This window comes from Spiroplasma sp. hyd1, assembly GCF_016082235.1.
GTDB lineage: Bacteria > Bacillota_I > Bacilli_A > Mycoplasmatales > Mycoplasmataceae > Spiroplasma > Spiroplasma poulsonii.
Map to the genome: position 1 here is coordinate 1 of NZ_JXYY01000040.1, position 11,769 is coordinate 11,769.

Consider the following 11,769-nt stretch of genomic DNA (forward strand, 5'->3'; position numbering starts at 1 on the left):
GCAACTCGTTATGCAAAACAACCACATAGTGCTGTTGATTTTACGAAAGATGAAAATCTTTTTATTTTATTTGGTCGTGAGTCAACGGGCATTCCAACCACAATTTTAAAGGTAAATTTAAACCGAACTTTTCGGATTCCAATGTCTGAACATGTTCGTAGTTTAAATATTGCGAATACGGTTGGGATTGTTGGCTATGAAGTAATGCGCCAGTTAGATTATCCTGGATTATCAAAAGTTGAAATTCAAAAAGGAGCAGATTTCTTAGAACAAGATTAACAATGCACTTTGTGAATTTTTTTCTTGTTTTTAAAAAAATTTTCTTATAATTCTTTTAGTATTGAGTTATATTGGTGTTTTTAGAAAGGATGATCAAAAAATGAATCAAGTGATGTTGGTTGGGCAAGTAGAAGGAACTTATGAAATTTTTACTAAAGATTCAACGCCCTTTTAAAAATAAAGATGGTAACTATGATAGTGATTTAGTTAATGTTAAAGTATGAACAAATAATATCGATGATTTAGATATTAGTCTGCGGGATAAAGCAATTATTGCAGTTAAAGGACGGATTCAATCGTTTCGTTCCAATAATTTTGATGAAGAGAATTATTATAATAGACTTCTTGCATTACTTGTTAAAAAATTGCAAATATTTGTAAAAAAGATACTAATAGAAAAATATAATTTTAATTAATTATGTTTTTTATTTAAAAATTTAATATTTTTCCACAACGAAAAATTAATTTATTATTTAAATTATTTAATTTTAAATAAATATTTTATGTTAAATATAATAATTGTAAATTATAAATTGAGGCAATTAAATTAAATCTTAAACCAAATCTTTTTCTTCGATTACGATATTTTTCTGTAATAATTTTAAATTTTTTAAGAATAGCAAAAATATTTTCAATAATAATTCTCATTTTTGAAACTAGTCTATTATATTGCTTTTGTTCTTTGTTTAAAGGGTTTTTCTTTGTTTTCTTTGTAGGTATTAGAACATTATTGTGATTTTTTTGTATTCCTTGATAACCACTATCAACTATTAATTTGGTATTTTTTAAAATTGGGATTTTTGATTCTTTAAATAAAGCATAATCATGTTTTTTTCCGAGCGAAAAACTTGTTGCAATAATTTTTTTGGTTTCTTGTTCGATAATTACTTGTGTTTTGATCGTGTGTTTTTTCTTTTTACCAGAATAAGATTGTTTTTGTCTTTTTTTGGGCGTTGGATTGGAGTTTCGGTAGCATCAATAATAATAGTTTTATCATTAAAATAATCATTTATTAGTGCTTTTTTACCAGCAAGTTGTTGAAAATCAGAGTTTTTAATTAAAATATCTTCAATTCACTTAATATTACGATAACAATTAGCCTCACTAATATCAAAACTTTTACCAAGATGAAAATAAGTCTGATATTCTCGTCAATATAATAAAGTCATCAATAATCTATTTTCTAATGATAATTTATTAGTTTTACCACCTTTTTTAAATTTTTCTATTTCAGCAACTTTTAAAATATCTAACATTTTATTAAAAGTGGATTTTTTTATTCCTGTTAATCTTAACCATTCTCTATCATTAAGAGTATTAAATTTATTATTGTTCATATTTTTATGTCCTCATAAATTATATTTTATAATAATATTTTAATAAAAAAGGGTATCGCAAGAAGTCTAATAAATCATTAATAATTTTATTGTCAGTAATTGGATGTGCTCATCGTCGCGTATTAACCCCCGGAAAATGATCCAACCCAATAATTTCTAAACCTGAATCATCAGCCAAGACTGGTTTATTAATCATTTGACTTAAAAAATCCGCCTTGCAAAAAGCATTTTCTTCAAAGGTAGTTCCCGTTTCTGGAATATCAGGAATCGGATTTTCTAAATCTAATAATGATTTAACTGTTATGTTAACATCGTGAAACATCGCCTTAAATTCTCGAACTTTGTTTTTATTACTAGTTGCAATTCAAATCTCTGTCATTCCTTATTTCCTCGCTTTTCTTAATTATATCTATTGTATAATAAAATTAAGAAATCACAGAATGGAAGTTAGATAAATGATGAAATACAACATTAAAACAAAACTAAATTTAGGAATAACTAATCAAAATTACCAAACCGTTGATAATCTTTTTATTCGCTATAGTGACCCTTTTACCAATTTATTTATTGACCATCAAAATGAAATTTTTGTTTTAGAAAAAATTAAAAATACTAAATTAACCCTTCCAATTGTTGATTATGGTTATGATAATGACCATTTCTTCCTCGTAACATCATACTATCAAACATTACAACCAGTTAGTGCGATAAAACTTACAAAAGAAGTCCTTAAAAATATTGCAGCAATAATTAAACAATTATGACAAATTAAGCTTACCGCAAATGATCAAATTAAGACTTTTCAACCACAACAATTTTTAGAAACTTTTAAAACTGCTTTGAAAAAGCCATTAGTAGCCTTACAACCATATGAAGCTAAGCTTGATTATATTAAATTGCAAACAAATAATCTTGTTTTATGCCACAATGATTTAAATGGTGGAAATTTAGTTGTTGTTGAAAAAAAACTTTATTTAATTGATTTTGAATATGCAATGCAAAATGATAAGTTTTTTGATATTGCTTCTTTTGCTTCAGAAACGTTAACAACAAAAGCAGAACAAACATATTGGTTTAGTCTTTTCAACCTAACAGTACAACAGCAGCAAAAAGTTAACGCTTGAATGTATTATCAAAACATTGTTTGAATTGCTTGAGCTAACTATATGTATGAACAAACAAACAATAATATTTTCTTAGAAATTATTAATTTAAAATTACTTAATTTGCAAAATAATGATTAGGGATCAAGTGTTGATGATGGTGGATTTTGCTCATCATCCGCTGTCGTTGTTTCTTGTTCGTTAGCTTCGAGTTCTTGAAAATTAGTTTTTTTCATTTGTAAATAACCACATAAATTACGCATTCATACGGCCATAAAAGTACCAAAAAAAACAGCAAGTAATAAAAACACTAGGGCAACTAAACAACGATATAAAATTTTATCTCACCCTCATCAATAACCAGTTAAATAAATGCCATATAAAGTTCAAGATAAAGTAATTGTATAAGTAAACTGATCAGCTTGATGAAACTTTAACCAAAAACCAGCACAAGTTAATAAAAAGACTCCTAAAATCATTGCTAATCCAAAACTAATTCCAGCACCAACATCATAATGATAAGCAAAACTTAAATCTGGGGAAGTTAACAAAAACAACAACAAAAATGGCCCTACTGCTTCAATGATCAAAAATAAAAAACTTTTTCAAAAAACAGTTCGTGAAGCATGAAACGCTAAATCATTTTGTACTTCTACGGGTAAATGTTCTCAATTATTATCAGTAACGTCTTTTTTGTTATCCTTTTTAATTACTTTCATATTAATTAATTACTCCTCTTAAGATGCTTGTATTCCTATTTTAACATAAAAAAATTGTTAAACTAACAACTTATAGTAATGGAGCGGGTGAAGGGAATCGAACCCTCACAGTCAGCTTGGAAGGCTGAAGTTCTACCATTAAACTACACCCGCATTTTTAATTTTTATAACTTATAACAATAATATATATACCACTGTCTTAATTTGATGTCAATTGTTTTTAAATAAAATGGTACCCGAGACCGGACTTGAACCGGTACAGTTGTAAAACCGACGGATTTTAAGTCCGTTGCGTCTACCTATTCCGCCACTCGGGCATATATATCTAATAAATGGTCTCCTGTAAAGGACTTGAACCTTTGACCCACTGGTTAAAAGCCAGATGCTCTACCTACTGAGCTAACAGGAGACTTAAATGGCAGGGCTAGCTGGGATTGAACCAGCGCATGAAGGAGTCAAAGTCCTTTGCCTTACCGCTTGGCTATAGCCCTATGTCTCAATAAAAATGGTGGAGGGGGAGGGATTCGAACCCCCGAACCCGAAGGAGCTGAGTTACAGTCAGATGTGTTTGGCCACTTCACTACCCCTCCAAGAATGGTGCTGGCTAGAAGAATCGAACTCCCAACCTACTGATTACAAGTCAGTTGCTCTACCAGTTGAGCTAAGCCAGCACAAACATTAAATGGTCGGGTGTAACGAAATTAAACCGCTGATCGCCCACTTGTAAGGTAGGTACGTTCCAGTCTAATAACACCCGATTACACAATTAGTTATTGTGTTAAAACCTTTATAATTTTATATAAAACAATAATTTTTGTCAATTAAAATAATTATTAATTATTTTTAAAAAAACAACAAAACTGTATTAAAAAAGAAATAAAAAATAAAATTTTAAAATGTAGTATATAGATATTATTGAAGGGTCAATAATAATTATTGTTATACTATAAATGGTTATAAAATAAAAACCAACCATTTTCAATGCTATTTATTTAAACATCCCAGTTTCAAATATTAAAAGGTTTTTGTTTTATTGCTAAAATAAGCAGAAAATTAATATCATAAGTTGCAATATGGTGGTTATCACTTTTAAGATTAATAAAAGCTTCAAATATGAGGCTCATCCTTTTTAAAAAATAACAGTAACTAAAACTATTATAAAAAATCAAAAAATGTTTCTTAAAATGACATTACAATAGACTTCTTGCATTACTTGTTAAAAAATTGCAAATATTTGTAAAAAAGATACTAATAGAAAAATATAATTTTAATTAATTATGTTTTTTATTTAAAAATTTAATATTTTTCCACAACGAAAAATTAATTTATTATTTAAATTATTTAATTTTAAATAAATATTTTATGTTAAATATAATAATTGTAAATTATAAATTGAGGCAATTAAATTAAATCTTAAACCAAATCTTTTTCTTCGATTACGATATTTTTCTGTAATAATTTTAAATTTTTTAAGAATAGCAAAAATATTTTCAATAATAATTCTCATTTTTGAAACTAGTCTATTATATTGCTTTTGTTCTTTGTTTAAAGGGTTTTTCTTTGTTTTCTTTGTAGGTATTAGAACATTATTGTGATTTTTTTGTATTCCTTGATAACCACTATCAACTATTAATTTGGTATTTTTTAAAATTGGGATTTTTGATTCTTTAAATAAAGCATAATCATGTTTTTTTCCGAGCGAAAAACTTGTTGCAATAATTTTTTTGGTTTCTTGTTCGATAATTACTTGTGTTTTGATCGTGTGTTTTTTCTTTTTACCAGAATAAGATTGTTTTTGTCTTTTTTTGGGCGTTGGATTGGAGTTTCGGTAGCATCAATAATAATAGTTTTATCATTAAAATAATCATTTATTAGTGCTTTTTTACCAGCAAGTTGTTGAAAATCAGAGTTTTTAATTAAAATATCTTCAATTCACTTAATATTACGATAACAATTAGCCTCACTAATATCAAAACTTTTACCAAGATGAAAATAAGTCTGATATTCTCGTCAATATAATAAAGTCATCAATAATCTATTTTCTAATGATAATTTATTAGTTTTACCACCTTTTTTAAATTTTTCTATTTCAGCAACTTTTAAAATATCTAACATTTTATTAAAAGTGGATTTTTTTATTCCTGTTAATCTTAACCATTCTCTATCATTAAGAGTATTAAATTTATTATTGTTCATATTTTTATGTCCTCATAAATTATATTTTATAATAATATTTTAATAAAAAAGGGTATCGCAAGAAGTCTATTATATATATTATATCCTTTTCACCATAATTTTCTACCCGTAATCGAACAAAATATTTAATATTTTATGTCAAAACTTAAAAAAATAATGTATAGTTATAAATAGACAACATTATAACTAATTCTTAGGAGGAATAAAAATGAGAAAACTGCTAAGCACAATGACAGCCCTAACAATTGTATCAACAACCGCAACGACTGTAATTGCTTGTTCAGATAAAAATATGGTATATTACACCCAATTTATGGACGGGGTTAAGAACAAGGAAAACTTTATTTTTATGGTATCAGCACAAAATTGTATTCACTGTCAAAATACCCATGACACAACAATTGCTGATTTATATACTAATGGGCATGGCAATCAAAAATATGATGATTACTTAACAGGAAAACGTGGTGCACAATATGCTTTAAATAGTTACCATATTAGTGCTGAAGAACAAGCAAAAATTAAAAAAACCCGTTTAATTGTTACAAGTGATGTTAAAGATTACAATAATGTTTGACAACAAAAATGAGCAAAAAACGTTGCGGATTGAATTGTAACGCAAGAACGTAATGCCCATAAAATTAACGGTGAAATTGATAAAAGCATTACCGCTGAATCATTAGGATTAAATGGAACACCAACTTATATTTATGTTAAAAATGGTAATTATGTTGGTTTTGAAACTGGTGAAATTGGTAATTTAGAAACAGGGCCAAATCCTAACCTATGAATGCAACGTTTTATTAAACATATGGTTTTAGAAGATTGAGATACTGATCATAATAAAGAAAAATAAAAAATACTCAGATTAATTGTCTGGGTATTTTTTTAATTAAGCATTGTCAGAATTGCATTAAAGATAATAAATAAATGATTATAAATTATTTGGTGGGTATACATTTTGCGGCGATCATTAATAATGATTGGCCCTCTTGTTGTTAAATTTGTCTCTAAAATCGGTGAATTTTCTTTTAAAATAAATTTAATATTATCACAAGGTAATGTCTTATCACTATGTTTTAAAAACATTAAATAAATACGTTTGGTTAGTATCAATAATAATTCAAAGGACAAGATCATCTTTGGTTAGTTTTTCTAAAAACTTTTTGGCAATAAAATCATGGGTTGTCATACTTGTGTCAAACCCAAGTCCTAATAATTGATGATAAAAATTAATTAATAAATCTAAATGTGTGTGTTCACCAATTAAATAAATTTTATTGGTTGTTTTTAACATTGTTTTTAATTCTAAAATTGATTCTAAATTTTCATTTAATAGTTTTGTCATCATAACAGTGTGATTTGTTACTAAATCCTTAATTGTGTTTTCTAAAGGGTTAATACGGTGTAATTGATTAAGTTTTCTCAAATTATCTAATTCATAACGAAAGAAAATATAAAATTCTTTTCAACCAGTAAAACCTAGCATCTTACAAAACTTCGTTACCGATGAGACACTTGTATGTGATGTTTCTGCAACATCATTAATAATAAAAGTTTCGTTTGGTACTTTAGCAAAATTTAAAATAGTTTGTGCAATGATACCATTAACAGTATCATCATTACGGTTAATAATTTCTTCTAACTTCTCAAGAATATTAGTTCTCAATTGTATGTTCCCCACCCAATCATTCCATGTTTTAATTCCTCAACTTTCAATTGTGATTATAATAAACTTGGAATGAAAAAAATTTGAGAGTTTATTGAAAATATTTTCCTAATCGACGCCGTCTGTTTGGTCCTTTACAACTGCTTCAATTTTTGCTAGAACGGTGAATAATTCTTCAAATTCAAACTTTTCAATTTGGTTACATACATACTGGACATTATTTAATTCCATTTTAACCTCCTTTCAAGCACAAAATTACCAGTCACAAAACCTTTTTCCTTGCAAAGAAAAAACTTTGTCCGAAGACAAAGTCTTAAATAATACTAACATTTAAATCATATTGTTTAGCAACTTCTGGTTTATCGGTTACTAAATACGAAACATTTTTTGTTTCATAAAATTTAAAAAACCCCAGCTTATCAAATTTAGTACTATCTGCCAATAGAATTTTTGTTTGTACTCGTGCTAAGGCTGCTAATTCAACCCGAGCCTCTTCTTCGTTACTTTTATAAACTGCGCCCGTTTGATCAATTGTATTTGCCGAAAAAATAACCTTTGAAAATTGAATTAATGATAAACTTTCTTCACAAAGTGAGCCATAAAACGCTTGTGATTTTTCTCGTACTTTACCACCAATTAAAACATTATATTGAACATTAGAATTGTCTTTTGCCAATTGTAAAATTCGAAATGAATTAGTAACAATTTTAACTGGTTTATCAATTAAAGTTACAAAAACTTCACAAGTTGACCCAACACCAACAAATATAATATCATTTTTTTCTAAAAGATTTAAAAGTTTTTTCGCAATAATCATTTTTTTATCAAAGTTAATGCTACTTGCACGAACATCAATACTGCACGACTTATTGTGAACCCCTAAAAAATTAATCCCACCATAAAACATTGTAATAATACTTTCATTTTCAAGTTCTTTTAAATCACGACGTGCGGTTGTCGCAGAAATATCGAATTTTGCAACATACTCAAGAACATGATTCATTTCGTGGAAAGGTTTTTGGCATAGATATTCTAATAATAAGTCTTTTCGTTGGACTCTATGCATAATATTCTTTACTCCTTTTTATATATTTAACTTTGTCCATTATAATTATAACTAAAAAAACTTTATCCGCTAAAATTTTCCAGAAACTTTCGCAAATTTTCAACAAGTTTTCAATTACGTAAAATTTGATATAATTCTTCACCACTTGCCTTTTGCATTGCCCCAACACTATCAAAATCAAGATTTAAAGCCTTAATCCGTTGTGCCCCTAACCCCGGAACTACTTCTAAAATACTTGTTGTTAACGCCTTTGTTTGCCGACGGCGAAAACTACTAATTGCAAAATGATGAACATCGTCTTGCATTTTTGTTAAAAATAAAAATAAGCGACTGGTTTTATCAAGATAGACCTTTTCTTTTGCTAAGTTAAGAAGATGGTCAGTTTTATGTTGATTGTTTTTAACTAACCCAATAACAGGGATTATTAAATTTAATTTTTTTAATTCATTTAAACAAGCGTTAACTTGTTGAATTCCCCCATCCATCATAATTAAGTTTGGTAATGGCTGGTCAGTTTCAAGCGCTTTTTGATAACGACGAGCAACAACAGCCGCAATTCGATGGGCATCATCTTGTTGCGCAATTGCCAGATTATATTTACGATAATCATTTCGTGATGGTCGCCCATTTTTATAAACGATTACCCCACCAGTAACAAATTCATCATTAATATTTGCAATATCAATCATTTCAATTAAATAAGGTAATTCATTTAAATGTAAAAGATTTTGTAATTCTTGTAAAACTTCAACATTATTTAGCTGACGCTGTGCTGTTGATTGCGTTTGTAAATAAGATTCATAACTATTGTCAGTTGCTAGTTGCATAATTGTTTCTTCTGCTCGGGTTTGGGGATGAAAAACACGATTATCAAATAATAAATTTAATTCTGGTAAAGCAATCGCTTTATTAACAATAATTTTAGTCGGTAAAATATTCTTTTGATAAATATTTTGCAAATATAACCGATAAAGTTCTTGAAAATCATCTTCAATTGTGACTTGATAATATTCATAATCTTTATAACTTAATTTTCCAGCCCGATAAAACAAAGTTGTTAATACTAAATTATGCTCAGTTTTGTATAAACTAATTACATCTAAATCATCATTTTGATTTAACATTTCAACTGTTTGGGATGATAAAGTCCAATCTAAATTACGAATTAATAATTTTAGCTTTTGGGCCTCTTCAAATTGTAAATTATTTGCTGCTTGTAACATTCGTTTTTCTAACAACTCTTTTGTCTCGTTAAAATTTCCTTTAAAAAAAGCATGAACCTTTTTGATCATTGCTGTATAATATTCTTTTGGCACGGTTTTAAAACAAGCGCCAGAACATTGGTTAATATGATAATATAAGCAGGGTTTACCAAGGTTTCCTTTACAACGCCGCAACGGATATAATCGTTCTAAAACTTTAATAATCTCCCGAGCATGACTTCCTTCTGGAAACGGACCATAACAACGAGCATATTTTTTATGAACATTACGAACATATAAATATTGGGGATCTTGTTCCTTAGTAATTACAATGTATGGATAATGTTTATCATCATTTAATAAAATATTATATTTTGGTTTATATTGTTTAATTAAATTATGTTCTAAAATTAACGCTTCTTTTTCTGTTTTAGTAATAATTGTTTCTAACCGCGTGATTTCTTGCACCAACCGTGTTGTTTTGTAATTATAAACCTTATTAAAGTATGAACTAACCCGGCTACGTAAATTTTTTGCTTTTCCAACATATAACACTTGATTATAACTATTAAAAAATAAATAACACCCTGGTTTTGCTGGTAAAATTTCAACTTGTTCTTTTAATGATAACTTTGTTGCCATATTTTGTGTTTTCCCCTTAAATATATTAATATTTTATGCTTAATTGTAATAATTAGCAACTAAGAATAAATTGTCAAAAAAAAACTACTTTTTAAAAATAGTTTTGTTAATTTTTTAACGCTTTTTTTGATTCATCCACTAACATTTTAAATTCAGTAGGATTATGAATTGCTAATTCCGATAACATATTACGATTAATTTCGACATTAGCTTTATTTAATCCATTCATAAATTGTGAATATGACATATCATGTTCACGCACAGCTGCATTAATTCTCTGAATTCATAATGAACGAAAATCCCTTTTACGTTGTTTACGATCACGAAAGGCATATGCCAATGATTTCATTACTTGTTCTTTTGCTTTTTTGTAATGGGTTGATTTTGTCCCAAAATATCCTTTTGCTTGTTTAATAATTTTTTTACGACGTTTTCTTGTTGTTGGTCCGCCTTTAACTCTTGCCATTTTTTAATACTCCCTTCTTGTTTAAATTAATCTTGTAATAATTGTTTTAATCTACTTTGATCAGTATGATCCATTACGCCAGCTTTACGTAAGTGCCGTTTTTGTTTTGTTGATTTATTTTGAGCTAAATGTGAAGTATAAGCATGGGCAATCTTTCATTTTCCGGTTCCAGTTACTTTTACTCGTTTTGCTAAAGATTTCTTTGTTTTCATTTTTGGCATAAATTTTCCTCCTATTCTTATTTTAATAGTTATTTTAATTAATTATTTTTTTGGCACCACATACATATCTAAAAACAAACCATTTAATTGGGGTTCTTTTTTCACTTTTGCAAATTCTTCAATACGACTAAAGAAGTTATCTAATGTTTTTTTTCCAAATTCGGGGCGCGCAACTTCACGACCACGAAACTTTAATGAAATCTTAACACGATTACCATCCTTTAAAAATTCACGTACTTTTTTTGCTTTAAATTCTAAATCATGATCACCAATTCCAGTACGTAATCGTATCTCTTTATTTTCAGTTACATGTTGATTTTTCTTATTTTCTTTTTCTTTCTTTTTTTGCTCATATTTATATTTTCCATAATCAACTAGCTTTGCTACTGGTGGATCTGAAACTGTTGATACTAGTAATAAATCAAAGCCTTTTTCTTCCGCAAAACGAATTGCTTCATTATGTCCTAATGGTCCAATTTTATTACCATCATCCATAATAATTAAAACTTCTCGTGCTCTAATATCATAATTCACTTGATCAATATTCTTATTGTTTTTAGTAGGTTGACTCATCCAATCCCTCCATTGTAATTAATTAAAAAAACGCTCAAAAGTAGCGCTTTAATTAACAAGAATTATTTATTAAACGATTAATAATTAATCGTTACAAATCTAATTTAATCTTGTAAAACCTATTAACCACACTAAAGGGCACAGGTGAGCATTAGCTACTTTAACATTTTCCAAGGATAATTATATGTTTTTTATATAATTTAGTCAAGATAATTATTATTTTGTTCGAATATTATTTTAGGTACCAGTTTAACAATAATTTTAGACTATTTTTAAAAATAGTTAATCATTAAACC

At 27.7% G+C, this 11,769-nt stretch carries 16 protein-coding genes and 6 tRNA genes; 4 read left to right on the forward strand and 18 right to left on the reverse strand.

Translation table 4 applies throughout. The features are described from left to right. Both TS70_RS04660 and TS70_RS04665 read left to right on the forward strand, forming a co-directional pair. On the forward strand, nucleotides 1–279 hold a 279-nt coding region (locus tag TS70_RS04660; RefSeq protein WP_304627139.1), incomplete at its 5' end, for a tRNA (cytidine(34)-2'-O)-methyltransferase. 140 nt (nucleotides 280–419) lie between these two features. Beyond that, nucleotides 420–695, forward strand: coding sequence for a single-stranded DNA-binding protein (locus TS70_RS04665; protein WP_232332482.1), 276 nt, complete (start codon nucleotides 420–422; stop codon nucleotides 693–695). An 85-nt stretch (nucleotides 696–780) separates the two neighbouring features. On the opposite strand, the gene TS70_RS04670 is transcribed toward TS70_RS04665, so the two are convergent. Together TS70_RS04670 and TS70_RS04675 are read right to left on the reverse strand one after the other, a co-directional pair. Then, nucleotides 781–1,616 (reverse strand): IS5 family transposase gene (locus TS70_RS04670; RefSeq protein ID WP_105628856.1). Its coding sequence is split into 2 segments (ribosomal slippage): nucleotides 781–1,220 and nucleotides 1,220–1,616, totalling 837 coding nucleotides; the frame shifts between segments, so codons are not numbered across the junction. Nucleotides 1,617–1,635: 19 nt separating this feature from the next. Next, on the reverse strand, nucleotides 1,636–1,995 hold the full coding sequence (locus TS70_RS04675) for a non-canonical purine NTP pyrophosphatase (RefSeq protein WP_308699452.1): 360 nt from the start codon (nucleotides 1,993–1,995) through the stop codon (nucleotides 1,636–1,638). Between the two features lie 76 nt (nucleotides 1,996–2,071). Here TS70_RS04675 and TS70_RS08625 point away from each other — a divergent pair, with 76 nt between their 5' ends. Beyond that, the gene (locus TS70_RS08625) at nucleotides 2,072–2,860 is read left to right on the forward strand and encodes a phosphotransferase (protein WP_227991443.1); all 789 of its coding nucleotides are present in this window, start codon (nucleotides 2,072–2,074) and stop codon (nucleotides 2,858–2,860) included. Here TS70_RS08625 and TS70_RS04685 read toward each other — a convergent pair. From TS70_RS04685 to TS70_RS04720, 8 genes are all read right to left on the reverse strand, one after another. Continuing rightward, nucleotides 2,857–3,438: a DxFTY motif-containing membrane protein gene (locus tag TS70_RS04685; RefSeq protein WP_052443480.1), complete on the reverse strand. Its 582-nt coding sequence runs from the start codon at nucleotides 3,436–3,438 to the stop codon at nucleotides 2,857–2,859. The genes TS70_RS08625 and TS70_RS04685 overlap by 4 nt on opposite strands. A 79-nt stretch (nucleotides 3,439–3,517) precedes the next feature. Further along, nucleotides 3,518–3,591, reverse strand: a tRNA-Gly gene (locus TS70_RS04690). Nucleotides 3,592–3,668: 77 nt separating this feature from the next. Then, nucleotides 3,669–3,755 (reverse strand) — tRNA-Leu (locus TS70_RS04695). Nucleotides 3,756–3,771: 16 nt separating this feature from the next. After that, nucleotides 3,772–3,847 (reverse strand) — tRNA-Lys (locus tag TS70_RS04700). 7 nt (nucleotides 3,848–3,854) lie between these two features. After that, a tRNA-Gln gene (locus TS70_RS04705) sits at nucleotides 3,855–3,929 on the reverse strand. A 15-nt stretch (nucleotides 3,930–3,944) separates the two neighbouring features. Then, nucleotides 3,945–4,028: transfer RNA gene (locus tag TS70_RS04710), tRNA-Tyr, on the reverse strand. Between the two features lie 5 nt (nucleotides 4,029–4,033). Then, nucleotides 4,034–4,109, reverse strand: a tRNA-Thr gene (locus tag TS70_RS04715). A 689-nt stretch (nucleotides 4,110–4,798) separates the two neighbouring features. Then, nucleotides 4,799–5,634, reverse strand: a protein-coding gene (locus TS70_RS04720) for an IS5 family transposase (protein WP_105628856.1) whose coding sequence is annotated in 2 segments (ribosomal slippage) — nucleotides 4,799–5,238 and nucleotides 5,238–5,634 — 837 coding nt in all. Because the reading frame shifts where the segments join, the coding sequence is not laid out codon by codon here. A 208-nt stretch (nucleotides 5,635–5,842) separates the two neighbouring features. On the opposite strand from TS70_RS04720, the gene TS70_RS04725 reads away from it, so the two are divergent. After that, a complete protein-coding gene (locus TS70_RS04725) occupies nucleotides 5,843–6,490 on the forward strand; it encodes a hypothetical protein (RefSeq protein WP_198049555.1) in 648 nt (215 codons plus the stop codon). A gap of 32 nt (nucleotides 6,491–6,522) precedes the next feature. On the opposite strand, the gene TS70_RS07795 is transcribed toward TS70_RS04725, so the two are convergent. The 8 genes from TS70_RS07795 to infC form a co-directional block, all read right to left on the reverse strand. Then, entirely contained in the window at nucleotides 6,523–6,723 is a 201-nt protein-coding gene (locus TS70_RS07795; protein WP_227991430.1) for a hypothetical protein, read from the reverse strand. After that, nucleotides 6,707–7,303: a MurR/RpiR family transcriptional regulator gene (locus TS70_RS04730; protein ID WP_227991427.1), complete on the reverse strand. Its 597-nt coding sequence runs from the start codon at nucleotides 7,301–7,303 to the stop codon at nucleotides 6,707–6,709. Before TS70_RS04730 ends, TS70_RS07795 begins: the two co-directional genes overlap by 17 nt. A 108-nt stretch (nucleotides 7,304–7,411) precedes the next feature. After that, nucleotides 7,412–7,534 (reverse strand): hypothetical protein, encoded by a 123-nt coding sequence (locus tag TS70_RS08135; RefSeq protein ID WP_255516881.1) that lies wholly within the window; start codon nucleotides 7,532–7,534, stop codon nucleotides 7,412–7,414. 82 nt (nucleotides 7,535–7,616) lie between these two features. Beyond that, nucleotides 7,617–8,369, reverse strand: a complete 753-nt coding sequence (locus TS70_RS04735) for a DeoR/GlpR family DNA-binding transcription regulator (protein ID WP_198049556.1) — start codon at nucleotides 8,367–8,369, stop codon at nucleotides 7,617–7,619. A gap of 62 nt (nucleotides 8,370–8,431) precedes the next feature. Next, complete coding sequence (gene uvrC, locus TS70_RS04740; RefSeq protein ID WP_040093316.1) at nucleotides 8,432–10,213, reverse strand: excinuclease ABC subunit UvrC; 1,782 nt, start codon at nucleotides 10,211–10,213, stop codon at nucleotides 8,432–8,434. A gap of 106 nt (nucleotides 10,214–10,319) precedes the next feature. Next, nucleotides 10,320–10,679, reverse strand: a complete 360-nt coding sequence (gene rplT, locus TS70_RS04745; protein ID WP_040093315.1) for a 50S ribosomal protein L20 — start codon at nucleotides 10,677–10,679, stop codon at nucleotides 10,320–10,322. 26 nt (nucleotides 10,680–10,705) lie between these two features. Then, nucleotides 10,706–10,900 (reverse strand): 50S ribosomal protein L35, encoded by a 195-nt coding sequence (gene rpmI, locus TS70_RS04750; protein ID WP_040093314.1) that lies wholly within the window; start codon nucleotides 10,898–10,900, stop codon nucleotides 10,706–10,708. 42 nt (nucleotides 10,901–10,942) lie between these two features. Further along, nucleotides 10,943–11,473 (reverse strand): translation initiation factor IF-3, encoded by a 531-nt coding sequence (infC, locus tag TS70_RS04755; RefSeq protein ID WP_198049557.1) that lies wholly within the window; start codon nucleotides 11,471–11,473, stop codon nucleotides 10,943–10,945. Between the last annotated feature and the right edge of the window lie 296 nt (nucleotides 11,474–11,769).